At 71.6% G+C, this 22,629-nt stretch carries 19 protein-coding genes and 1 pseudogene; 11 read left to right on the top strand and 9 right to left on the bottom strand.

From position 1 onward, the window contains the following. Positions 1 to 149: 149 nt before the first annotated feature. From NGF19_RS07215 to NGF19_RS07200, 4 genes and pseudogenes are all read left to right on the top strand, one after another. Positions 150 to 1,049, top strand: coding sequence for a chitosanase (locus NGF19_RS07215; RefSeq protein ID WP_252423107.1), 900 nt, complete (start codon positions 150 to 152; stop codon positions 1,047 to 1,049). Positions 1,050 to 1,205: 156 nt separating this feature from the next. After that, positions 1,206 to 1,685: a nitroreductase/quinone reductase family protein gene (locus tag NGF19_RS07210; protein WP_252423105.1), complete on the top strand. Its 480-nt coding sequence runs from the start codon at positions 1,206 to 1,208 to the stop codon at positions 1,683 to 1,685. A gap of 289 nt (positions 1,686 to 1,974) precedes the next feature. Next, on the top strand, positions 1,975 to 2,577 hold the full coding sequence (locus NGF19_RS07205) for a hypothetical protein (protein WP_252423103.1): 603 nt from the start codon (positions 1,975 to 1,977) through the stop codon (positions 2,575 to 2,577). Positions 2,578 to 2,706: 129 nt separating this feature from the next. Next, positions 2,707 to 3,408, top strand: a pseudogene (locus NGF19_RS07200) (class F sortase); the annotation flags it as partial. Positions 3,409 to 3,628: 220 nt separating this feature from the next. On the opposite strand, the gene NGF19_RS07195 reads toward NGF19_RS07200, so the two are convergent. Further along, a complete protein-coding gene (locus NGF19_RS07195; protein ID WP_252423101.1) occupies positions 3,629 to 5,092 on the bottom strand; it encodes a PucR family transcriptional regulator ligand-binding domain-containing protein in 1,464 nt (487 codons plus the stop codon). Positions 5,093 to 5,248: 156 nt separating this feature from the next. Here NGF19_RS07195 and NGF19_RS07190 point away from each other — a divergent pair, with 156 nt between their 5' ends. The 6 genes from NGF19_RS07190 (at position 5,249) to NGF19_RS07165 (ending at position 11,819) form a co-directional block, all read left to right on the top strand. Then, the gene (locus tag NGF19_RS07190) at positions 5,249 to 6,781 is read left to right on the top strand and encodes an aldehyde dehydrogenase family protein (RefSeq protein ID WP_252423099.1); all 1,533 of its coding nucleotides are present in this window, start codon (positions 5,249 to 5,251) and stop codon (positions 6,779 to 6,781) included. After that, complete coding sequence (locus tag NGF19_RS07185; protein ID WP_252423090.1) at positions 6,778 to 7,935, top strand: CaiB/BaiF CoA transferase family protein; 1,158 nt, start codon at positions 6,778 to 6,780, stop codon at positions 7,933 to 7,935. Before NGF19_RS07190 ends, NGF19_RS07185 begins: the two co-directional genes overlap by 4 nt. Beyond that, entirely contained in the window at positions 7,932 to 9,122 is a 1,191-nt protein-coding gene (locus NGF19_RS07180) for an acyl-CoA dehydrogenase family protein (RefSeq protein ID WP_252423088.1), read from the top strand. The genes NGF19_RS07185 and NGF19_RS07180 overlap by 4 nt, the downstream gene beginning before the upstream one ends. Before the next feature lie 120 nt (positions 9,123 to 9,242). Beyond that, positions 9,243 to 10,331, top strand: coding sequence for a sulfite oxidase (locus tag NGF19_RS07175; protein ID WP_252423086.1), 1,089 nt, complete (start codon positions 9,243 to 9,245; stop codon positions 10,329 to 10,331). Between the two features lie 91 nt (positions 10,332 to 10,422). Then, positions 10,423 to 10,752 (top strand): antibiotic biosynthesis monooxygenase family protein, encoded by a 330-nt coding sequence (locus tag NGF19_RS07170; protein ID WP_252423085.1) that lies wholly within the window; start codon positions 10,423 to 10,425, stop codon positions 10,750 to 10,752. A 125-nt stretch (positions 10,753 to 10,877) separates the two neighbouring features. Continuing rightward, the gene (locus NGF19_RS07165; RefSeq protein WP_252423083.1) at positions 10,878 to 11,819 is read left to right on the top strand and encodes a LysR family transcriptional regulator; all 942 of its coding nucleotides are present in this window, start codon (positions 10,878 to 10,880) and stop codon (positions 11,817 to 11,819) included. A gap of 123 nt (positions 11,820 to 11,942) precedes the next feature. Here the strand turns inward: NGF19_RS07165 and NGF19_RS07160 are convergent, their stop codons facing one another. Then, positions 11,943 to 12,716, bottom strand: a complete 774-nt coding sequence (locus NGF19_RS07160) for a serine hydrolase (RefSeq protein WP_252423081.1) — start codon at positions 12,714 to 12,716, stop codon at positions 11,943 to 11,945. After that, a complete protein-coding gene (locus tag NGF19_RS07155) occupies positions 12,710 to 14,257 on the bottom strand; it encodes an N-acyl-D-amino-acid deacylase family protein (protein WP_252423079.1) in 1,548 nt (515 codons plus the stop codon). The genes NGF19_RS07160 and NGF19_RS07155 overlap by 7 nt, the downstream gene beginning before the upstream one ends. Positions 14,258 to 14,511: 254 nt before the next feature. Between NGF19_RS07155 and lysA the strand changes: the two genes are divergently transcribed. Further along, complete coding sequence (lysA, locus tag NGF19_RS07150; protein WP_252423078.1) at positions 14,512 to 15,783, top strand: diaminopimelate decarboxylase; 1,272 nt, start codon at positions 14,512 to 14,514, stop codon at positions 15,781 to 15,783. A 64-nt stretch (positions 15,784 to 15,847) separates the two neighbouring features. On the opposite strand, the gene NGF19_RS07145 is transcribed toward lysA, so the two are convergent. From NGF19_RS07145 to NGF19_RS07120, 6 genes are read right to left on the bottom strand one after another with little or no spacing between them, the layout of a single operon-like run. Then, a complete protein-coding gene (locus NGF19_RS07145) occupies positions 15,848 to 16,792 on the bottom strand; it encodes a S66 peptidase family protein (RefSeq protein ID WP_252423077.1) in 945 nt (314 codons plus the stop codon). Further along, a complete protein-coding gene (locus tag NGF19_RS07140; RefSeq protein WP_372505601.1) occupies positions 16,789 to 17,793 on the bottom strand; it encodes an ABC transporter ATP-binding protein in 1,005 nt (334 codons plus the stop codon). The genes NGF19_RS07145 and NGF19_RS07140 overlap by 4 nt, the downstream gene beginning before the upstream one ends. Beyond that, positions 17,790 to 18,824: an ABC transporter ATP-binding protein gene (locus NGF19_RS07135; RefSeq protein WP_252423076.1), complete on the bottom strand. Its 1,035-nt coding sequence runs from the start codon at positions 18,822 to 18,824 to the stop codon at positions 17,790 to 17,792. The genes NGF19_RS07140 and NGF19_RS07135 overlap by 4 nt, the downstream gene beginning before the upstream one ends. Then, positions 18,824 to 19,720 carry an ABC transporter permease gene (locus NGF19_RS07130; RefSeq protein ID WP_252423075.1) on the bottom strand — a complete coding sequence of 299 codons (897 nt, stop codon included), beginning with the start codon at positions 19,718 to 19,720 and terminating at the stop codon, positions 18,824 to 18,826. The genes NGF19_RS07135 and NGF19_RS07130 overlap by 1 nt, the downstream gene beginning before the upstream one ends. Further along, positions 19,717 to 20,799, bottom strand: a complete 1,083-nt coding sequence (locus NGF19_RS07125; RefSeq protein ID WP_252423073.1) for an ABC transporter permease — start codon at positions 20,797 to 20,799, stop codon at positions 19,717 to 19,719. Before NGF19_RS07125 ends, NGF19_RS07130 begins: the two co-directional genes overlap by 4 nt. Continuing rightward, positions 20,792 to 22,621, bottom strand: coding sequence for an ABC transporter substrate-binding protein (locus NGF19_RS07120; protein ID WP_252423235.1), 1,830 nt, complete (start codon positions 22,619 to 22,621; stop codon positions 20,792 to 20,794). Before NGF19_RS07120 ends, NGF19_RS07125 begins: the two co-directional genes overlap by 8 nt. Between the last annotated feature and the right edge of the window lie 8 nt (positions 22,622 to 22,629).

Here is a 22,629-nt window from a genome sequence, read left to right as displayed (position 1 = left end):
GCACGTAGGCCGCGTAGGGACGTCGTCGGGGGCACGCCGCCATCACAGCGGCGGCCCCCGGTCACACGTACCGCCAACTCCCAGGAATCCGCCGTGCATTGGGCCGTCTCGCCGTACGAGGACCCGGCCGCGGCCGTACTCTGTTCGGCATGAAACGAGCCGGTTGCCTCCTGTTCGCGGCCCTTCCCGTCGTCATCACCGCAGCCTTCTACGCCTTCGCGCCGGCCCATTCGCAGGGTTCGGAAGCCGACGGACCGCCGTCCGTCTCCGGGATGTCCCGCGCGGAGGCCAAGGCGCGGGCCGAGAAGGCCGAGGACGACGAGGTGATCGCGGGCCTGCCGCCGGGCCTCGCGGCCCCCGCCAAGAAGGAGTTGGCCCAGCGGATCGTGGCCAGCGCCGAGAACTCCACTCTCGACTGGACCAGTTCGTACGGCTATATCGAGGACATCGGCGACGGGCAGGGCTACACCGCGGGCATCATCGGCTTCTGCACCGGCACCCATGACCTGCTCACCCTCGTCGAGCGCTACACGAAGGCCCACCCCCACAACGGCCTGGCCCGCTATCTGCCCGCGCTGCGCGCGGTGGACGGCACCGACTCGCACAAGGGCCTGGACCCCGGCTTCACGGCGGCCTGGAAGACGGAGGCGCGCGTCCCGGCCTTCCGCAAGGCACAGGTCGAGGAGCGCGACCGCGTCTACTTCAACCCAGCGGTGCGCCTGGCCAAGCTCGACGGGCTCGGCACGCTCGGCCAGTTCATCTACTACGACGCGATGGTCTTCCACGGTCCCGGGATCGACGCGGACGGCTTCTACGGCCTGCGCGATCGCGCCCTGAAGGAGGCCGACACCCCCTCCGAGGGCGGCAGCGAGAAGGCGTACCTGGATGTCTTCCTCGACATCCGCCGCAAGGAGATGACGACGAAGAAGCCGGGCATCGACACCACCCGTATCGACACCGCCCAGCGGCAGTGGCTGTACGACGGCAACATGAAGCTCTCGACGCCCCTGGTGTGGAAGGTCTACGGAGAGACCTACAAGGTGCCGTAGGACAGGGTCTGCAGCCACAGCACAAGCGGCGTCCTCCGTATGTCCACCTGTCCACGGCGTGGGGACGGCGCAGCCGCGTACGTCGCTGGTTAGCTGGTTGGCCCTGAGCCGATCGGTCGGCTCTCCGGCACGGAATCGAGGCGGGACATGGGCGGCGTGAACGAGGTGAACGAGGTGAACGAGCGGATCATCCTTCAGTTCCGGTCACAGGGCGGGATCGTGGGAGGCCCCTTCGAGGGCAAGCATCTGCTGCTTCTGCACACGGTGGGCCGTCGTACCGGCCAGCAGCGGGTGAACCCCCTGGTGTACGCGGCCGACGGCGAGGACTTCCTCGTCTGCGGGTCCTCGCGCGGCGCGGAGGAGGACCCGGCGTGGGTGGGCAATGTCGCCGCCATGTCCGAGGTGACGATCGAGGTGGGTGAGCGCGTCCTCAGGGCGACACCCACCGTCGTACCCCCTACGTCGCCCGAGTGGGAGCGTCTCTACGGGATCTGGTCGGAGTACTGGCCCTCCAGTGCGGAGTACGAGGCCAAGACGTCGCGCAAATTCCCCATCGTGAGACTGGAGCCCGTCGCCGTGGTCGCTGACGGCCGGTCCGATGACGACGAGGGCGAGCGCACGGCGGCTCTCTCCTAGCAGCAGCGGTACTCGCGTCCGTACGCCTTTCCCATGGGGCGGCTTGACGCTGCGTCACGAATGAACATCACATCAACGGCAGGGCACCGCACGGTGCCCTGCTCGGGGCGCTGCCGACCGGGTTACTTTTCGGCCTGGAGGCACTCGGAGGGAGTACAAGCTGAGACCCATGCCGTGTGTTGCAGTGCTTTGAGCTGATGATCGGGTTGAAGTAATCACGTTGCTCCCGCGATTCCGCTGTGCCGACGTGGTGTCGGCCTTCGCGGTGGCGGCGAAAGGACGACCTCTGATGCGAGTGACCCGGACCATGTTCGCCTCCGCGGCCGTTGCCGCGGCCGTCGCGTTTTCCGCTCCCGCCGCGCACGCCGTCTCGGTGGCCGAGCTTCCGGCTTCGAGCGGCAGTACTTCCCACGGCAGTGGCCACCACCGGCACGGCGACGACGGCGGCATGTCGGAGGAGGAGCGCCAGGCTCAGGCCGAGAGCGACGAGCAGTCCGCCGCCGAGGACGAGCAGTCCGCCACCGAGGAGGAGCACGGGCGTCGCCACCACCACAAGCGCCATCACCACCACGGCAAGCGGCCCCACGGCGGCGTGCACGCGGGCGGCGGCGCCCTGGCCCTGGCCAAGACCGACGACGACGAGTTGTCCGACGAGGACAGCCAGGAGAACGCCGACGAGGAGGACGCGGGCTCCGAGGAGCGGCACGGGCGTCACCACCACGAGCACCGCCACCACGGCAAGCGGCCCCACGGCGGCGTGCACGCCGGCGGTGGCGGGCTGGCGGACTCCGGCAACACGCTGGCCGCGGGTTCGGTGCTGTTGCTCGGTGGTCTCGGCGCGGGTGCGTACATGCTGCGCCGTCGGGGCGCGGCGAACGGCGCGAAGGCCTGATCGGTCGGTGCTCGCCGGTTGCTGTGCTGTCACGGCCGCTGTCGCCCTCAGAAGGGCGTCGGCGGCCGTGCCGCGCTCTCAGCGCGTGGAAGTCCGATCGCGGCCCCCGTTGACGAAAGGCGTTGTCCGATGGCGTTCTCACAGCCGACCCCGCCGGATCAGCCTCCGAGCAGGCCGGTGTCCCGTGGGGTCAGCCGTGCTCTGGTGTGGCCGGTCGCGGCCGTGGGGCTGGGCGCTCTGCTCATCCACAACTCACTGACGGGCTCTGCGGATCCCAAGTCTCCGGCAGCGCCCGCGGCTGTCGCCCCACCCGCCGTCGTCGCTTCCCCGACGCCGGGGCCGACGGGGCTGAAAGGTCCCGCGAAGAACGGTCTGCGGCGGTCGGTGCCCCGGCGGATCGTGATTCCGCAGATCCGGGTGAACGCACCGTTCACGCCGCTCTCCGTGAGCGCCTCGGGGCAGTTGAACGCGCCGCCGGTGACGAACAAGAACCTGGTGGGCTGGTACAAGGACGGTGTCTCGCCCGGTGAGCGGGGGGCGTCGATCGTGGTGGGGCATGTCGACACCAAGAGCGGACCCGCGGTGTTCGTGCTGCTGCGCACCCTCGTACCGGGCAGCGGCGTGGAGATCACCCGCGCGGACGGCTCCGTCGCCGTGTTCACCGTCGACTCCGTCGAGACCTTCAGCAAGAACGACTTCCCCGACGCGCGGGTGTACGGCAGAACCCCCACGCCTCAACTGCGGTTGATCACCTGTGGTGGTGCCTACAACCGCAGCGCCCATGACTACGAGTCCAATGTGGTGGTGTTCGCCCATCTCGACTCGGTCAGGAACATCCGGCGTCCGTCGCCCACTACGCCGCCCCACACCCGACGTCCGGCCTCACCCACCCCGTCTCACACCCACCGTCCGGCGTCGCCCACACCATCTCACCCCCACCGTCCGGCGTCGCCCACACCGTCCCCCACCCGGCGTCCGGCCTCGCCTACGCCGTCCCCCACCCGCCCCTCGCCGACCGCCACGCCCTCCCCCGCTCACCCCGCGTCGCCCGCTACGCCGTCCCCCGTCGGCGGAGCAACAGCCACAGCTCGGCGGTGACGTCCGGGTCGGTGAGGTCGGCCTCCAGCAGCGCCGCGCAGCGGGCGATGCGGTGCCGGAGCGTGTTGCGGTGGACGCCGAGCGCGCGGGAGGCCGCCTCCCACTGACCATGGTGACGCAGATACCCGACGAGGGCATCCCGCAGGACGTCGGTCAACTGGTCCGAAGCATCGGCCAGTTGTGATGCGAGACGGGTGTTGTACGGTCCCGCGGCCACGGAGGTCAGCAGCCGTGTCCCCGGTGCGAGACCGTCCAGCGTGGTGGCGACGGCCGCGCGGACCGTCGCGGTCCGCTCGACCGGGACCACGTCCGACAGGACGGCCGCGGTCTCGGGGTCGGCGCGCCGTACGGCGTTCTCCAGGTGGGTGGTCGGCGGGTGGTCCGCGGGGATCAGGAACCAGGCGGTGTGCCGGTCGATGCGCAGCGCGATCGTCTCGGCGCACCAGCGGCGCACCACCGCGGTGAGGATGTCGCTCTCACGGCCGCGGAGCGCGAGGAGGCGTACGTGGTCCGGTGGGACCGGGGCCCGCACCGCACCGGCGAGCCGCCGCGCCGCCGCCACCTGCCCGAAGTCGACCAGGAGCCCGACGCAGCGCTGTGCCTCACCGGCCACGGACTCCGCACGGGAGCGTCGTACGGCGTCCAGGCTCAGCAGTGCGGACGCCGTGAGGACGGCCCTGCGTCGCGCGGGGTCCAGGGGCGTCGAGGTGCCGACCGCGAGGAACCCGGCGGCCCGCTCCCGCACCGCCAGCGGGAACACGATCACTGCCGCCGAGCCCGTGGAGAACGACGCCGCGGAGTGTGCGCTCGCGCCCTCCAACCGTACGATCTCCTGCCGCACCCGCTCCGCTTCCGCGGTGGCCGAGGCGGGCACGACGTGGTCGACCTCGCCGGTCGGCGAGAACGTCGCCGCCCAGGCGTCGAGCGACCGGCTCAGGGTGCGCAGCACCGTGGTGACCGGGTCGGCGGAGGCCGCCGCGTCGACGAGTGCCCGCTGGGTCGCCAGCGCGTCCTTGAGGTGTTGTTCGGCCGAGCGGCTCACGGCGGCCCAGTACGCCTTCGTGATGCGCAGGAACGGTGTGGGCGCGGGGACCGTGAGCAGGGGGAGGCCGAGCTTGCGGCAGGCGGCCAGGAGCGGCGCCGGCATCTCGGTGTGCACGGGGCCAAGGCCGAGGGCCAGCGCGCCCACTCCCGCCCGCACCAGTCGGCCGACGTAGCGTTCGCAGCCGAGCTTGTTCTTGGGGAGGGACAGGCCTGTCGTCAGCAACAGCTCTCCGCCGCTCAAGTAGCCGGTGGGGTCGAGGAGTTCGCTGATGTGCACGGCGGACACCTCACGCGTCGGCGCGGTGAACCCCGGTGCCGGGGCGAGGTCGGTGCCCAGCGTCCTGCACAGCGAGGCGATCGTCGGAGCCGTCACGAAGCCCTCCTGTGCGATCTGTCCCGACAGAGCCCGATGATGTGCAGTCTATCCAGTGAGCCGTCCCCGCCATCTCCGTACCGTCGTGCCGTCGCGCCGTCCGAGCGGCCGTCCCGGCGGCCGTCCCGGCGGCCGTCCCAGCGAAGGAGAAGGTTCATGTCCCAGCCCGTAGCAGGGCGCGCCCTCACGACCACGAGCTTTCGGCCCTACGACGGCAGGCCGGTCGGCTCGGTCGCGGACACGCCCGCGGACGTCGTACGCGCCATGGTGGAGCAAGCGGTCGACGCGGCGCCCTCGGTGGCCGGTGTGGCGCCCGCGCGGCGGAGCGACTGGCTGCGCGCCGTCGCGGACGGTGTGGAGGCCCACGCCGAGGAACTGATCGCGCTGGCCGACGAGGAGACCGGGCTCGGGGTGGCGCGGCTGACCTCGGAAGTGGCGCGCTGCGCCGACCAGCTTCGCTTCTACGGCGAGGTGGCGGCGGAGGGTTCGTATCTGGGGGTCACCGTCGACGAGGCCACCGCGACCTCCCCGCGTCTCGTCCGGGTCAACCAACCGCTCGGTCCGGTCGCGGTGTTCGGGGCGAGCAACTTCCCGTTCGCCTTCTCCGTGCTCGGCAATGACACCGCCTCCGCGCTCGCGGCGGGCTGCCCGGTCGTGGTGAAGGCGCATCCGGCCCATGTGACGCTCAGTGTGCGGCTGGCGCGGATCGCCGAGCGGGCGCTGCACGAGGCCGGCGCTCCTGAGGGGACGTTCGCGCTGGTGACCGGCCGGGAGGCGGGGGTGGACCTGGTACGCGCGGAGGGTGTCGCGGCGGTGGCGTTCACGGGTTCCCAGGCCGGTGGGCTGGCGCTGTGGCGGCTGGCGAACGAGCGGGAGCGGGTGATCCCCGTCTACGCCGAGATGGGTACGGTCAACCCCGTGGTCGTCACCCGGGCCGCCGCGGCCTCGCGGATGGAGGACGTCGCGCGCGGCTTCGTCGGGTCGTTCACGCTGGGCGCGGGGCAGTTCTGCACCAAGCCGGGGCTGCTGCTGGTGCCCGCGGGGCACGATGCCGCGCGGGTCGTCGGTGACGCGCTGGCGCAGGCGGCGCCGCGGCCGGTGATGCTGACCGAGGAGATCGCGGCCTCGGTCGAGCGCGGTCTCGGCGACCTGGTGGCCGCGGGCGCCGTGGTCGTGCGCGACGTTCCCGGCGCGGACGGCGGCTGGGGCGCGCGGGCGGCGGTTCTGTCGGCGCCGATCACCGCGCTGCGTACGGGCAGTCGGCTCCTCGAGGAGTGCTTCGGGGCCGTCGTGCTGGTCGTCGAGTACGCGGACGAGCGGGAGTTGCGCGCGGCGCTGGGCGTGCTCCAGGGCAGTCTGGCGGGCACGGTCGTGACCGGGGACGACACCGATCCGGACGCGTCCTGGCTGGTGGAGGCGCTCACCCGGACCGTGGGGCGGGTCACCGTGAACGACTGGCCGACCGGTGTCGCCTACACCTGGGCCCAGCATCACGGCGGGCCCTGGCCCGCCACGTCGAACGCCGTGGCCACCTCCGTGGGCGCCGCCGCCCTGGACCGGTTCGTACGGCCCGTGACCTACCAGTCCGCGCCCGATGCGTGGGTGCCTCTCGCGGCGCGCGCCGACAACCCGTGGGGGCTGCCGCGGCGCGTCGACGGACGGCGTGAGGACCGGCGGGGGGAGCGATGACGCCGCTGCCGCTCGACGGCATCGTCGTCGCCGACTTCAGCCGGGTGCTGGCCGGTCCGCTCGCCTCGGTGATGCTGGCGGACCTCGGGGCCACCGTCGTCAAGGTGGAGCGCCCCGGCTCCGGCGACGACACCCGCGCCTGGGGACCTCCGTGGACCGCCGACTCCAGCAGCTACTTCGAGTGCGCCAACCGGTCGAAGCGGTCGGTGACCCTCGATCTGAACGCCGCCGAGGATCTGCGGCTGGCGCGGACGCTGGCCGACCGTGCCGATGTCCTGGTGGAGAATTTCAAGGACGGGGCGCTCGCCGCGCGGGGGCTCGGCTACGACTCCGTACGCCGTACCAATCCGCGTGTCGTGTACTGCTCGGTGACCGGCTTCGGCAGTCGCGGTGGTGCGGCGCTGGCGGGGTACGACTTCCTCGTCCAGGCCGTGGGCGGACTGATGAGCGTGACCGGCGCCCCGGACGCCGATCCGACGAAGGCCGGGGTGGCCCTGGTCGACGTGCTGACGGCCAAGGACGCCACGATCGGCATCCTCGCCGCGCTCCGGGCCCGTGAGCGCACCGGACAGGGGCAGCGGGTCGAGGTCAACTTGCTGTCCAGTCTGCTCGGTTCGCTCGCCAATCAGGCCTCGGCATATCTCACCACCGGCCGGGCTCCGGGGCGGATGGGCAACCGGCACCCCTCGATAGCGCCGTACGAAACCCTGCGCTGCGCGGACGAGTTGCTCGCCGTCGCCTGCGGGAACGACCGGCAGTTCGGCAAGTTGGCCGAGGTGCTGGAGGCCCCGGAGCTGGCGAAGGACGAGCGCTTCGCGACCAATCCGGCGCGGGTGGCGAACCGCGGCGATCTCGTCGGCGTGCTCGAGGAGCGCCTCGCGCGCGACACCGCCGAGGCATGGGCGCGGCGACTGACCGCCGTCGGTGTTCCGGCGGGCAGGGTCGGTGACCTCGCCTCCGCCGTCGCGCTGGCCGAGTCCCTCGGTCTGGAACCGACCGTGTCGGTCGGGCCCGCCTCACCGCCGCAGATCCGCCACCCCATCACCTATTCGGCGACCCCGGTCACCAGCTACCGGCCGCCGCCCCGTCTCGGCGAACACAGCGCCGACGTACGCCGCTGGCTCACCGAGCCGTCACAGGAGGAGAACTCATGAAGTCCCCGGCCGCGCTGCCCCCGCTCGACCCCCGCGACCCCGCCGGTCTGAGCGACCTGCTCACCCCGGACGAGAAGGCCGTCGCCTCCTCGGTGCGCCAGCTCTGCTCCCAACTGGTCGACCCTCACGTGGCCGACTGGTTCGAGCGGGGCACCATCCCCGATATCCGCGCCGTGGCCAAGGAGTTGGGCGCGCTGGGGGTGCTCGGCATGCATCTGGAGGGCTACGGGTGTGCCGGTATGTCGGCCACCGAGTACGGGGTGGCGTGCCTCGAACTGGAGGCCTCCGACTCCGGTATCCGCTCGCTGGTGTCCGTACAGGGCTCGCTGGCGATGTTCGCGATCTGGCGGTGGGGCAGCGAGGAGCACAAGCAGCGCTGGCTGCCGTCCATGGCCGCCGGTGAGGCGATCGGCTGCTTCGGTCTCACCGAGCCCGATGTCGGCTCCGACCCGGGCAGCATGCGCACCCGCGCGCGCCGCGACGGTGACGACTGGATCCTCGACGGCCGCAAGATGTGGATCACCAACGGCAGTGTGGCCGATGTGGCCGTGGTGTGGGCGCAGACCGACGGCGGGGTCCGCGGCTTCGTGGTCCCCACCGACACCCCGGGCTTCTCGGCCCCGGAGATCAAGCACAAGCTCTCGCTGCGCGCGTCCGTCACCAGCGAGCTGGTCCTCGACGGGGTGCGCCTTCCCGCCGACGCCGTCCTGCCCGAGGTCCGCGGTCTCAAGGGCCCCTTGAGCTGTCTCAACGAGGCTCGCTACGGCATCGTCTGGGGCGCGATGGGCGCGGCCCGCTCCTCGCTGTACGCGGCCCAGTCGTACGCCATGGAGCGGACGCAGTTCGGCAAGCCGATCGGGGCGTTCCAACTGACCCAGCAGAAGCTCGCGGACATGTATCTCGAGTACACCAAGGGGGTGCTGCTGGCTCTCCATCTGGGGCGCCGCAAGGACGCCGGTACGCTGCGGCCCGAGCAGGTGAGCCTGGGCAAGCTCAACAACGTCCGGGAGTCGCTGGACATCTGCCGCACCGCCCGTACGGTCCTCGGGGCCAACGGCATCTCGCTGGAGTACCCGGTGATCCGGCACATGAACAACCTGGAGTCGGTGCTCACTTACGAGGGGACCGTGGAGATGCACACGCTCGTCGTCGGGCAGGCGGTCACCGGTCAGGCGGCGTTCCGCTGAGCGGTACGGGCCGGGTCCTCTGAGCAGTACGGGCCGGGGGTGTGCTTCTCCCCGGCCCGCGCCACACCGGGGCGGGGTGAAAGGACCGGCGATCGGGGCGCGTTCACCGATAGTGGCCTCATGGACATGTGGGGCAAACGCGGCGACATGGTGGTGCATGACATGGAGCCCTTCAACGCCGAACCGCCACCGGGTGCGCTGCTGGACCGCATCACGCCCGTGGACACCTTCTACGGCCGCAACCACGGGCCGATCCCCCGTATCGACACGGCGAGTTGGCGGCTACGGGTGGACGGTCTGGTCGACCGCCCCCTCGAACTGTCGCTGGACGACCTGCGAGACCGCTTCCCGCGGCAGAGCGTGGTGGCGACCTTGCAGTGCGCGGGCAACCGGCGCGCGGATCTGATGCGGTTCCGCGACATCCCCGGCCAACAGCCCTGGGGTCCGGGAGCCACCTCCACCGCGCGCTGGAGCGGAGTGAGCCTGGCCCAGGTACTGACCGAGGCCGGACTCCGGGGCGAGGCCGCGCACATCGCCTTCACCGGCGCCGACCTGTCCCAGGAGGCGCGCCCGCCGCAGCCCTTCGGCGCCTCCGTCCCGGTGGGGAAGGCCACCTCCGAGGAAGTGCTCCTGGCCTGGGCCATGAACGACCAGGCGCTGCCCACCGCGCACGGCGCGCCCTTGCGCGTGGTCGTTCCGGGCTGGATCGGGGCGCGCAGCGTCAAGTGGCTCCAGCGGATCACCGCCCAGGCCCGGCCGAGCGACAACTGGTTCCAGGCCGGTTACAGCGTCCTGCCGCCCGAGGCCGACCCGCACACCGCCGCGCCGGGCGACGGCATCACCCTGGGTCCGATCGCCCTCCACTGCGCCATCCTGCGCCCCGAGCACGGCGCGCGGCTGCCGGCCGGGCCCACCAGGGTCACCGGCTTCGCCTTCGCCGGGGAGGACCGGACGGTGGCCCGCGTGGAGGTGTCCGGCGACGGTGGCACCACGTGGGTGCGCGCCGATCTGGACGTACCCGAGAGCCCCTGGACCTGGCAGCACTGGCGTGCCGACCTCACCTTGCCCGCGGGCGGTACGGAACTGGTCGCGCGGGCCTGGGACTCCACCGCGGCCGTCCAGCCGGAGTCGGCCGCGACGGTGTGGAACCCCAAGGGGTACGCCAACACCTCCTGGGCTCGGCTGCGGGTGGCCTGCCACCGGCCGTGAACGCGGCCCGGCCGCCGACCGGGCGTCCGCACCACGACGTGGACGCCGAGCCGCTCCACGTCCGGCGAGGGCCGTGCGGCAGGATGGACCCATGAGCGTAGTCAAGATCAACGTGCTGACCGTCCCCGCCGAGCAGCGGGAGACGCTGGAGAAGCGGTTCGCCTCTCGGGCCCATGCCGTGGAGAACTCCGACGGGTTCGAGTGGTTCGAACTCCTGAAGCCCGTCGAGGGCACCGACAACTACCTCGTGTACACGCGCTGGCGTGACGAGGAGTCGTTCCAGGCCTGGATGGAGGGCCCCATGAAGGCGGCCCACCAGGGGGGCGGCGCGGAGAGCGGCGAGCGGCCGAAGCCTGCGGCGAGCGGGTCCACGCTGTGGTCCTTCGAGGTCGTGCAGCAGGCGGCGCCGAAGGGCGCGTGACAGGCGGGCACATGGTGCGACGCCGGGCCCCGCGGTTCTCGCGGCCCGGCGTCGACGGTTCCGCACCGCGCGGGCGGCTCCGATACGTGATCGCCAACCGCGGGTGAGCTGGCTAGTCTGCCGCCATGCTGAACACGCACCGCCTGCGCATTCTGACCGAAGTCCATCGGAGTGGCAGCATCGCCGGGGCGGCGCGCGAGTTGAAGCTCTCCCCGTCCGCGGTCTCCCACCAGCTCTCCCAGTTGGAGAAGGAGGCCGGGGTCAGCCTGGTCGAGCGGAGCGCGCAGAGTCTGCGGCTGACGGCCGCCGGGCGGCGTCTGTCGCTGCGCGGGCAGGAGGTGCTGGCGCTGCTGGACGCCGCCGAGAAGGATCTGCTGGCGCAGTCGCGGGCCGACTCCGGGCATCTGCGCATCGGGTTCTTCGCCTCGGCCGGGTACCGGTTGGTGCCGCAGGCGCTGTCGCGGTTCTCCAGCCGCTATCCCGGGGTCGAACTTGACCTCGTCGAGGGGCAGCCGCATGAGCTGGCCCGCAGTGTGCAGCAGGGCGAGATCGATGTGCTGGTGGTGTTCGAGCACGCACTCGACCCGTGGACCCCGCCGGAGGGCGTACAGGTCCGGGAGTTGATCCGCGAGCCGCAACTGCTGGTGGTGCCGAGCGGGCATCCGGCGGGCCGACGCAGCCAGGTCCGGCTGGACGAGCTGGCCGGCGAGCAGTGGATCACGTCGTTCGGAACGGGCAGGCCGGTACGGTCGGTGCTGGAGCGCGCCTGCGCGTTGGAGGGATTCGTCCCCAACATCCGCTGCCGCAGCGACCATTACGAGGTGGTGGCGGGCCTGGTCAGGGCCGGGATGGGGATCGCACTGATGCCGAGCCTCGGGATCAACGACACCACCGGCCTGGAGACGACGCGCGTGTCCGGCCCACGGCTGTACCGGAAGATAGGCGTCGCCTCCCGCCCCGGCAACGCGAACCCGGTACTCGGCACGTTCATCGCGTACTTGGTGAGCGCGGCGTCGAACCTGCGCAGCGCCCCGGGCCCGGGACGCACCACGGGCACACGTCCGTGAGCCGGTGGCCACGTACTCCTCGGCCTGCGCGGCCCGCGGCCCCTGGTCCACGTGTTCGGTGGTTCACGGGGCCCGAGGTCCGCGGGGCCCGCGACCTCCCGCAGTTCGTGTCCCCGGCGAGTGTCAGCCGATGAACGCCGCGATCCGTGCTCCGATCGTTCGCATCGCCTGGAGCAGTTCGAACTCTCGGCCCGGTGTGCAGTTGCCGAGTACCGCGTAGCAGACCTCGCGTCTGCCGCGTACGACGCCCACGTCGCAGCGCATCCCGATGTCGGTGCCCGTCTTGTTGGCGACCCAGAGGCGGTCGAGCGGGACCTTCGGGACCGAGTCGTCCTCGGGGTCGTGCGGGATCGCCGCCGCCACCATGGTGCGGTCGGTGCACGCGGCCATCCAGCCGAGCATGAGGCGTGCCCACGCCGCGGGTCCGGCGATCTGCTGGGTCAGGGCGGCCAGTTCGCGTGCCGTGCCGACCGCGAAGGTCGGAGGGTGCTCCGGCAGGCGCGGCTCGCGAATGAAGTCCAGGATCCGGGTCTGCGTCAACCCCAGTTCGGCGGCACCCTTGTTGACACGGTCGAGGCCGACCCGGCGGAGCAGCGCGTTCGTCGCGGTGTTGTCGCTGACGGCCGCGGTCAGCCGCGCCAGGTCGGAGACGGTCCACTGCCGGGCCGAGAGCTTGGCCAGCAGGCCGGAGCCGGCGCAGTAGTCCTCGTCGAGCAACGCGACCGGTTCGTCGGCCTCCAGGGTGCCGCCGGTCAGGCCGCGCGCGACCTCCGCCAGCAACAGCAGCTTGCCGACGCTCGCCAGCGCCAACGAGTCGTCCGCGCGGTGCTCCAGCAGCCCGGGGACCGCGACCGTCAACGTGCCGGGGAGTTCCGGCGGCGGGAAGGCGGTCAGCATGCCAGCACCCGGCCCGGCCGCGCACCAGTCACGGCGCCGTCCCGCACCACGACCTCCCCGGCGACGAGCACCATGTGGATGCCGACCGGTGTCAGCAGCGGTTCGGCGAAGGTGGCGCGGTCGGCGACCGTGGCGGGGTCGAGGACCACGAGGTCGGCGTGGGCGCCGTCGCGTACCACGCCACGCCCGACCAGGTTGAACCGCGCGGCTGTTGCTCCGGTCATCTTGCGTACCGCCTCCTGGATCGACAGCAGTTGGAGGTCGCGAGCATAGTGGCCGAGGACGCGGGCGAACGTACCGGCCCAACGCGGGTGCGGGAGGCCCGGCTTGGGGACGCCGTCCGAACCGATCATCGCGAACGGCGTGCGGAGCACGCGCTGGACGTCGTCCTCGCGCATCGAGTGGCTGATGATGGTCACGTCGCCGTCCTCGGCGAGCAGCAACTCGGCCACCACGTCCAGGGCGTCGGCGCCGCGCTCCTCGGCGATGTCGGCGATCGTCCGGCCCTGCAACGCGCGGTGGCGCGCGGCACCGGCCACCGAGATCCGGTCCCAGCCGCCGTTGCCGACGGTGTTCTCCCAGCCCGGGACGCCCTCGGCGATCGCCGTGCGCATGCGTGCCCGCTCCCCGGCGTCGCGCAGTCGCTCCAGCAGCCGCTCCGGGCCGCCGTCGTGCGCCCAGGGCGGCAGCATCGCGGCGAGCGCCGTGCTGGCCGCGGTGTAGGGGTAGACGTCGCAGGTCAGGTCCATGCCCTCGGCGCGCAGCCGCTCCAGCCGGGGAAGGGTCCGCTCGGTGCCGCCCCAGCCGTACTTGCCCGCGGTCTTGTGGTGCGAGACATGCAGGGGCGCGCCGCTGGCCTGTGCGATCGCCACCGCTTCGGCGAGCGCCTCCTCGACGCGGGACATCTCGTCGCGCAGATGGGTCACGTACGGCTTGCGGTGCCGGGCCGCGACGGTCGCGAGCGCGGTGACCTCGGCGGTGTCGGCGTAGGAGCCCGGCGTGTAGATCAGGCCGGTGGACAGCCCGGCGGCGCCCGCGGTGAAGTCGCGGTCCAACACCTCGCACATCTCGGCGAGTTCGGCCGCCGTGGCGGGGCGGGCGGCATGGCCGACGACGGCCGCGCGGAGTGTGCCGTGGCCGACGAGCGAGGCGAGGTGGTTGGCGCGGCCGACGGAGGCGTGGGCGTCGGCGAAGGCGGCGAAGTCCGGGTACGGGCCGGGGAACGCGCTGTCGCCGCAGTTGCCGCAGACCTCGACGGTCACGCCCTGAAGCACGGCGGCGTGCGCCTGTTCGTCCCCGGTGCCGTTGAGGGTCGTCTCGTCGGAGTGGGTGTGGGCGTCGATGAAGCCGGGCGTGACGACGAGCCCCGAGACGTCCACGACCTGGTCGGCCGTGGCCGCGGTGCCGGGTGCCAGGAGCCGGATCCTGCCTCCGGTGATGCCGATGTCCCCGGCCGTCAGCGGTGCGCCGGTGCCGTCCGCGATCTCGCCGCCGCGCAGCAGTAGTTCGTAGTGGAGGACGGCGGTCGGGTTCAGGGGCATGGGCTTCCTCACGGGAGTGCTCGCACGGACCGCCCCAGCGTGCAGCGGTACGGGGCGCGCTCGCGGGGAGCGTCGAAAACCTCGCGGCTCACGCACCATTTCCTGTGCGGCTGTTTCCGGTCGCCCGGCGGCGGCCATGGTGACGGCCCGTCCTGTCGCGCGGGGGGCCGTCCCGGTGACGAGAATCGACTCTCAGCGCGCAGTTCCTCGACGCTCGACCGGTCCGTGTGGGCGTCTTCCCTAGCTTGGGCCGCATGGGCAGCAACACAGTGATGGACCAGGTATGGCCGCGCACAGCGACGTGGGCCGAGGGTGAACTCCGGCTCGGCGGGCTCGGTGTGCGGCATCTCGCGGCGGAGTTCGGTACGCCGCTCTACGTTCTGGACGAGGACGACTTCCGCGCGCGCTGCGCGGCCTGGCCGGCCGCGTTCCCGGGCGGCGACATCCACTACGGCGGCAAGGCGTTCCTGGCCCCGGCGGTGGTCGGCTGGCTGCGCGAACTCGGGCTGTCGCTCGATGTGTGCAGTGGCGGTGAGCTGGCCGTGGCGCGCAGGGGCGGGATGCCCGCCGAGCGCGTGGTCTTCCACGGCAACAACAAGTCGGTGGCGGAGATCCGCGCCGCCGTGCGGTGGGGCATCGGGTGTGTCGTCCTCGACTCGTTCCAGGAGGTGGAGCGGGTGGCGGACGTGGCGCGCGCGTCGGGCGTACGGCAGGCCGTCATGATCCGGGTGAAGCCCGGGGTGGACGCGGACACGCACGCCTCGTGGGCGACGGGCGGCGAGAACACGAAGTTCGGGTTGTCGATGGCCTCCGGTGAGGCGGCCGAGGCGGTCCGCCGGGTGCTGGCCGAGCCGTCCCTGGAGCTGGTCGGGCTGCACTCGCACATCGGCTCGCAGATCTTCGACCTCGGTTCCTTCGCCACGGCCGCGCACCGCATGGTCGGCTTCCTGCGGGAGGTCGAGCGGGAGAACGGGGTGACGATCGGCAAGCTGGATCTCGGCGGCGGCCTCGGTGTCCCGTATCTGCCGGGCGAGAAGGCCGCCCCGACCCCGGCGGAACTCGCCGAGGTCCTGCGGGCGGCGGTCCCCGCGGACGTACGGATCGCGCTCGAACCCGGCCGCTCGGTGGTCGGGCCGACGACGGTCGCGCTCTACGAGGTCGGTACGGTCAAGGGCCGCTACCTCAGCGTGGACGGCGGTATGAGCGACAACCCGCGCCCGGCGACGTACGGCGCCGCGTACACGGCCGTCCTCGCGTCCCGTACGAGCGAGGCGGCGGCCCGGAACTTCACGATCGTCGGCAAGCACTGCGAGACCGGCGACATCCTGGTCGACGGCGTCGATCTGCCGGGCGACGTCCGTCCCGGCGACCTGATCGCGATCCCGTGCTCCGGCGCCTATCAGCGCTCGGCGGCGAGCAACTACAACCTGCTCCCGCGACCGCCGGTCGTCGCCGTGCGCGACGGCGTGGCACGGACGATCGTCCGCCGCGAGACCGAGGAGGATCTGCTGCGGCTGTATGTGTGACACGCCGTACGAAGCAGGGTGGGGCCCGAGCACATGTGCTCGGGCCCCACCTTGTCGTACGCGATCAGGCCTGCGGATCGGCGAGCACCTGGTCCAGGAAGGTCAGTGTCTTGTTGTCCGCGTCCAGCCGTGCCCGCACGCCGACCGGGTACGTCTGCATCTGCGTGTTGTGGCCGATGTTCACGCCCATCAGGACCGGCACGCCGAGGTCGCCGAAGCGTTCGGCGAGCATCCGGTCGATGTGCTCGGGGTCGCCGCACTCGGTGAACGTGCCGAGGACGATCCCGGCGACGCCATCGAGGTAGCTCTTGGAGCGCCGGATCTGGGTGATGATGCGGTCCATACGGAAGGGGAATTCGTCGACGTCCTCCAGGAACAGGATGGCGTCGCGCGCCGGATACGTGGTGTCGGTGCCGAAGTTGGCGGCGATGAGCGTCGCGGTGCCGCCCAGCGTGAGGCCCTCGGCGACGCCGGGGACGAGGGTGCGCGCGCCGGGGAAGGTCAGCTCCTTCACGTCGGCGGGCGTGTAGAGGAGCTTCATCAGCTCCTTGAAGTCGTACTCCTCGGGCCCTTCCCAGAACCCGCCGCACGCGACCATCGGCCCGAACAGCGACACCCAGCCGAGCTTGACGGCCAGTGCCTCCAGCAGCGCGGTCACATCGGAGTAGCCGACGACGACCTTGGGCGCGGCGGCGTCGATCGTGTTCCAGTCCATCAACTCCAGGGTGCGCTGGGAGCCGTAGCCGCCGCAGGCCAGGAAGACGCCCGCGTACCGGGGGTCGGTCAGGGCCCGGGTGAGGTCCTCGGCGCGGCGGGTGTCGTCGCCCGCGAGGTAGTCGTACATGCTCCCGGTGTCCCGGGCCGAGGCGAAGACCTCCGGTCGAAGGCCCACGGCCCTCAGGGCGCGCAGGCCCGACTCCAGGTGTTCCTGGTTGTCGACGGGCGAGCTGGCACAGAGCACGGCGACGGTGTCGCCGGGCTTGAGCGCGGGCGGGCGAAGCAGGGTCATGCGGTCTCCAGGGCGGTCGGGGCGAGAAGGTGACACGCGGCGGCGCAGGCGTCCGCTGCCAGGACGGGGAGTTCGCGGCGGTCGCAGGCGCTCGCCGCGCGTTCGTCGGCGGAGGCGTCGGCCCAGCGCCCGCAGCGCGGGTGGAAGCGGCAGCCGGCCGGGATCGCGGTGGGGTCGGGCGGCTCGCCCGTCAGCAGCGTCGGGCGCCAGTCCTCGGCGCCACTGGGGATGACGGACAACAGGGCCTGGGTGTACGGGTGTTGGGGGCGCAGCAGGACGTCCTCGACGGTGCCCTGCTCCACGACCCGGCCGAGGTACATCACCGCGACGCGGTCCGCGATGTTCCAGGCCAGGCCCAGGTCGTGGCTGACCACGAGGGCCGAGAGGCCGAGTTCGTCGCGCAGCCGGAGCAGCAGCGCGAGGATCTCGCCGCGGACCGAGGCGTCGAGCGAGGCCACCGGTTCGTCGGCGACGATCACCGAGGGGCCCAGCGCCAGTGCGCCGGCGATGACGACGCGCTGCTGCTGGCCGCCGGAGAGTTCGTGCGGGTACCGGCGGAAGTAGTCCTCCGGGGGCCGGAGTCCGGCCTGGGACAGGGCGTTGTGCACGGTCTCGGGGAGCCGGCCGGTGAGGCCGTGCAGGCGCGGTCCCATGGCCACGGCGTCGTAGACGTTCTGCTTGGGGTTGAGGGCGCCGCCGGGGTCCTGGAGGACGAGCTGGGTGTGGCGGCGGTAGCGCTTGAGGGCCGCCGCCGAGTAGTCCAGCGGCGTGTCCTCGTACCGCACCTGACCGCTGGTCGGCTTGACCAGGCCGACGAGGGTGCGGGCGAGCGTCGACTTGCCGCAGCCGGACTCGCCGATCAGCGCGACGATCTCGCCCTTGCCGACGCGCAGGTCGACCCCGTCGACGGCGCGCGCCGGGCCCCGGCCGCCGGAGGCCGGGTAGACGACGGACAGGTCGCGGACCTCCAGGGCGGGTGGCTGGGTGTCGGTGGCGGTCACGAGGTACCTCCGTGATCGGGGTGGACGCGCAGACAGGCGGCGGAGCGGCCGGGTCCGGCGGGCCACAGCAGCATCTCCCCGTTGCGGCAGGACTCGGTGGCCTCCGTGCAGCGGGCCGCGAAGGCGCAGCCGTCGCCGACCTCCGAGGGCCGGGGCGGGTCGCCCGCCAGGCCCGCCGGGGCGAGCCGGGAGGCCGGGTCGCCGATCGTCGGGAAGGCCCGGGACAGGGCCCGGGTGTAGGGGTGCCGCGGGTCTTCGAGGACCTGCCGGGACGGGCCGAGTTCGACGATCCGGCCCGCGTACATCACGGCCAGCCGGTCGCAGGTGTGGGCCAGCAGCGACAGATCGTGGGTGATCATGATGACCGCGATCCGTGACTCGCGGACCGACCGGGCCAGCAGCTCCAGGATCTGGGCCTGGACCATGACGTCCAGGGCGGTCGTCGGCTCGTCGGCGATGATCAGGTCGGGGCGGCAGGCCAGCGCCATGGCGATCATCACGCGCTGGCGCTGCCCGCCGGAGAACTCGTGCGGATGGCTGCGCATGCGCCGGGAGGGGATGCCGACGCTGTCGAGGAGTTCGGCGGCGCGGCGCTCGGCCTCCTTCGCGCTCACCTTGTCGTGCAGCACGATCGGTTCGACGATCTGCTCCAGGACGGTGCGTACGGGGTTCAGCGCGCTCATCGCGCCCTGGAACACCACGGACGCCCCGGCCCAGCGCACCGCGCGCAGCCGGCCCCAGCTCGTCGTCAGCAGGTTCTCGCCGCGGAACAGTACTTCGCCGCTGACCTGTGCCTTGGCGCCGTGCAGCCGGAGCAGGCCGAGGGCCATGGTCGACTTGCCGCAGCCGGACTCGCCCGCGATGCCGAGGGTGTCGCCGGGGGCGAGCGCGAAGCTGACGCCGCGCACGGCGGGCACGGACCGGCCGCCCTGCCGGTAACTGACGTGCAGGTCACGGACGTCGAGCAGAGGGCTCGCGGCCTCGGCGTCCTCGGTGGCCACCGGTTCGGTGCGTGGGGTGTCGGTGGTCATCACTTCTTCTCCATCCGCGGGTCGAGGACGTACTCCACGGCCCGGCCGGTGAGGGTGAAGGCCAGCACCACCGCGAGGATCGCCAGGCCCGGCGGTACGAGGAACCACCAGGCGCCGGCGGTGAACGCGCCGCCGAAGAAGGCCTCGTGGAGCATCTCGCCCCAGGTGACGTCGGCGGGGTTGCCGAGCCCGAGGAAGGTCAGCGTCGCCTCGGAGAGCAGGGAGCCTGCGACGGTCAGCGTGCTGGAGACGAGGATCAGCGGCATGACGTTCGGCAGGACCTGCTGCGTCATGATCTGCCGGTCCCCGGCGCCGAGGGCGCGGGCCCGTTCGACGAACGGCCGGGCCTCCACGGCCAGGGTCTGCGCACGGACCAGACGCGCGGTCGCGGTCCAGGAGGTCACGGCGATCGCGATGGTGATCGACATCGATCCCTGGCCGAGGACCGCGGCGAGCGAGATCGCCAGCGGCAGGCTGGGCAGGGCGATGAACCAGTCGGTGACCTGCATCAGGATCCGGCCGACGAATCCACCGTAGTGCCCGGCGATGATCCCGACCGCGCTGCCGAAGACGACCGTCAGGACGGTGGCGATGACGCCGATGCGCAGGGACTCCCGGGAGCCCCAGATGAGCAGCAGCAGGACGCTGCGCCCCGACTGGTCGGTGCCGAGCGGGTAGTCGGCGCTCGGTGGTGCGAGCAGCGGGCCGTCGACCTTGGTGACGTCGAGCTGCTCGTCACCGATGAACAGCGGTGCGGCCAGGGCCAGTACGGAGAAGGCGATGAGGATCACCAGGCCGGCCACACCGGAGGGACGGCCGCGGAAGGCGCGCGCGAAGCGGCGGGCCCCGGCGAACCGGGTGGGCAGGGCCGCGGTGGCGGTCTGTGCGGCGGTCACTGGTCACGCACCCGTGGGTCGAGGAACCGGTAGGCGAGGTCCGCCAGAAGATTCATGAGGATCACACTCGCGCTGAAGACGATGAAGGTGCCCTGCAGCAGCGGCAGGTCGGGGATCTTGAGGGCCTCGAAGGTCAGGTCGCCGAGGCCCGGCCAGGAGAAGATGGCCTCCACGGTGACCGCGCCGCTGATCAGCGTCCCCAGATGCATGAAAATCATGGTCACGGAGGGCAGCAGGGCGTTGGGCAGGGCGTGGCGGCGGCGCACGGCGGCGTCGGTCAGGCCCTTGGCCCGCGCGGTCAGCAGGTAGGGGCTGCCGAGTTCCTCGATGATGGAGGACCGCATGATGGTCACGTACTGGGCGTAGACGACGAGAACCATGGTCAGCGCGGGTAGCACCAGATGCTCGGCGACGTCCAGCCAGTGCGTCATCCCGGTCTGCGGCAGGGTCGGATCGCTCATCCCGGCCGTGGGCAGGAAGCCGTGGAACGGGCCGACGCCGACGCTGAAGACGATCAGCAGGATCATGCCCAGCCAGAACGTGGGCACCGACCACAGGGTCAGCGCGGTGGCGGAGGTGATGCGGTCGAACAGGCTGCCCGCGCGCCATCCGCTGCGCAGCCCGAGCCAGAGGCCGAGGAGCACGGAGATGACGAAGGACGTGCCCATGAGCAGCAGGGTCGGGCCGAGGCGGTGCATGGTCAGCGACGCGACGGACTGCTGGTACTCCCAGGAGTAGCCGAGATTGCCGTGGAGGGTGTCGTTGACGAAGTCGAGGAACCGTTCCCAGATCGGCTTGTCCAGGCCCAACTGGACGCGCAGTCGGATCAGTTCGGCCTCGCTGACGGGTCGGCCGCGGGTCATGGTGCGGACCGGGTCGGCGGGCATCAGGTTGAACAGGACGAAGCCGATGACGAGGGTGACCGCGAAGCTGACGACCGCCGCCGCGAGCTTGGTGAGCAGATAGCCGGGCCTGGGCAGGCGCGATGTCCTGCGTTCGGTGCGGTCCTGGGCGGGGGCCTTGGCCGCCTCGGTCGCCTCGGCCGACTGCGGTTCGGCGAGGGCGGGGCGGCTACTCACGGTCGTCCGCTCCGGCGCGGCGGCGGACGACGGCGACGCCCGCTCCGAGCACGATCACCGCGGCGCCGATGCCCAGCCACAGGCCGGTGTTGCCGCCGCCCGAGGAGGAGTCGGAGGAGCTGCCGGGGGTTGCCTTGAGGTAGCTCCAGAACGCCGTCTGGGCCGGGTAGAAGCCGTCGGCGTTCGGCTTGCCGGTGACGAGACCGTCGGCCTTCGCGGAGTACGCGATCTTGGTGGTCCCGTTGTAGAACATGATGTCGACGTCGGCGTCGTAGAGGATCTCCTGCATCTGGCCGACGACCTCGGCCCGTTCGGCCGGGTCGAAGAGGGTCGCCTGCTTGGCGAACAGCTTCTCGTAGGCGGGGTCGCAGAAGAAGGAGTCGGTGTTGCCTCCGGTGCCGTCGTCCTTCGGCAGCGTCGTACAGCTCTGGATGCCGAGTTGGTAGGTGGGGTCGGGGCCGGTGGTCCACGCGTCCATCAGCATGTCCCAGTTGCCCTTGCCCAGGTCGCTGTTGAGGGCGCTCATGCTCATCGCCTGGATCTTGGCGTTGATGCCGATGGCCTTGAACCAGCCCACCAGATAGCGGGAGATGGCCGCGTCGGCGGCGTCGTCGGAGTGGATGCCGAGGCGCAGGTTCAGCGGCTTGTCCGTCTTGGGGTCGATCCGGATGCCGTCGGAGCCCTTCTTGTAACCCGCCTTGTCCAGCAGCTTGTTGGCGGCGGCGGGGTCGTAGCTCTGCTTCTTGCCGGGGTCCGGCTGCCAGTTCCACTGCGGCCACGCCGGAGGCAAGTAGCCCTCCGCGACCTGCCCTTGACCGTTGAGCACCTTGGTCACGAGGGTCTTCTTGTCGACACTCAAGGCGATCGCCCGGCGCAGCACGGGGTCGGCCAGCGCCGGGTTGCCGGTGCCGATCGGCTTGCCGGTACGGGTCTTCGCGCCCGGGTTCAGCTCCAGGCCGACCCAGCCGTGGCCGACGGCCTGTGCCGTGCGCACCCCGTCGACGTGCTGGAGCGAGGAGTACTCGGTGGCGTTGATGCCGCTGATGTAGTCCAACTGGCCGGACTTCAGGGCTGCGACGGCGGCGTCGGTCTCCTTGTAGATCTGCTCGATCAGGTGGTCGTACTTGGGCGCGCCGAGGACGAAGGACTTGTTGGCGTCGAACTTGGCGTACTGGCCGTTCTTGTACTCCGTGAGGATCCAGGGCCCGTAGCCGACGACCGGGAAGGTGTCGTTCTTGTAGTTCCTGAGGTTCTTCACCTGCGACTGCCAGATGTGCTTGGGCACGATCGGTATGCCGGAGATGGGGATGCTGCTGTAAGTGACGTTCGCCTTCGGCTTCTTGGTCTTGATGACCAGGGTGGTGGCGTCGGTCGCGGTGACCGACTCGAAGTCGGAGACCAGGGTGCTGTTCGCGGTCCCGGCGACGTCGTCGGTCATGATGAGGTGGAGCGTCCACGCCGCGTCTTCCGCGGTCAGCGGCTTGCCGTCGCTCCACTTCAGCCCCTCGCGCAGCTTGAACGTCCAGGTGAGCTGGTCGTCGGAGAGGGTCCAGGAGGTGGCCAGGTAGGGCTTGGGGGCGCCGTTGTCGTCGATCGTGGTGAGCGACGGGTAGATGGTGCCGAAGATGTCGAGCGCGCCGTTGAAGTAGGCGGTGAACGGGTTCAGTGTGTCCACTCCCGAGCCGTCCATCGCGACCCGGAGGGTCGTGCCGGACGAGGCCGCGGCGGCCGTCGTCAGGCCGGGGGCGGTGGGGCCGGCCAGGAGCAGGCCACCGGCGACGGCGGCGGCCAGAGCCGTTCGGAATCCAGGGGTCTCACGCACAGCCAAGT

The sequence above is a fragment of the Streptomyces macrolidinus genome, from assembly GCF_023887685.1.
GTDB classification, from domain to species: domain Bacteria; phylum Actinomycetota; class Actinomycetes; order Streptomycetales; family Streptomycetaceae; genus Streptomyces; species Streptomyces macrolidinus.
Note: the sequence above shows the minus strand (reverse complement) of the source record. Positions and strands in the feature narration are given on the sequence as shown.

What these genes read in the sequence shown, in the direction of transcription:
- NGF19_RS07190 (WP_252423099.1), top strand. Translation starts at nt 5,249, where the DNA reads ATGTCCCAGCCCGTAGCAGGGCGCGCCCTCACGACCACGAGCTTTCGG.
- NGF19_RS07180 (WP_252423088.1), top strand. Translation starts at nt 7,932, where the DNA reads ATGAAGTCCCCGGCCGCGCTGCCCCCGCTCGACCCCCGCGACCCCGCC.
- NGF19_RS07185 (WP_252423090.1), top strand. Translation starts at nt 6,778, where the DNA reads ATGACGCCGCTGCCGCTCGACGGCATCGTCGTCGCCGACTTCAGCCGG.
- NGF19_RS07175 (WP_252423086.1), top strand. Translation starts at nt 9,243, where the DNA reads ATGGACATGTGGGGCAAACGCGGCGACATGGTGGTGCATGACATGGAG.
- NGF19_RS07205 (WP_252423103.1), top strand. Translation starts at nt 1,975, where the DNA reads ATGCGAGTGACCCGGACCATGTTCGCCTCCGCGGCCGTTGCCGCGGCC.
- NGF19_RS07170 (WP_252423085.1), top strand. Translation starts at nt 10,423, where the DNA reads ATGAGCGTAGTCAAGATCAACGTGCTGACCGTCCCCGCCGAGCAGCGG.
- NGF19_RS07215 (WP_252423107.1), top strand. Translation starts at nt 150, where the DNA reads ATGAAACGAGCCGGTTGCCTCCTGTTCGCGGCCCTTCCCGTCGTCATC.
- lysA (WP_252423078.1), top strand. Translation starts at nt 14,512, where the DNA reads ATGGGCAGCAACACAGTGATGGACCAGGTATGGCCGCGCACAGCGACG.
- NGF19_RS07160 (WP_252423081.1), bottom strand. Translation starts at nt 12,716, where the DNA reads ATGCTGACCGCCTTCCCGCCGCCGGAACTCCCCGGCACGTTGACGGTC.
- NGF19_RS07135 (WP_252423076.1), bottom strand. Translation starts at nt 18,824, where the DNA reads ATGACCACCGACACCCCACGCACCGAACCGGTGGCCACCGAGGACGCC.
- NGF19_RS07165 (WP_252423083.1), top strand. Translation starts at nt 10,878, where the DNA reads ATGCTGAACACGCACCGCCTGCGCATTCTGACCGAAGTCCATCGGAGT.
- NGF19_RS07145 (WP_252423077.1), bottom strand. Translation starts at nt 16,792, where the DNA reads ATGACCCTGCTTCGCCCGCCCGCGCTCAAGCCCGGCGACACCGTCGCC.
- NGF19_RS07155 (WP_252423079.1), bottom strand. Translation starts at nt 14,257, where the DNA reads ATGCCCCTGAACCCGACCGCCGTCCTCCACTACGAACTACTGCTGCGC.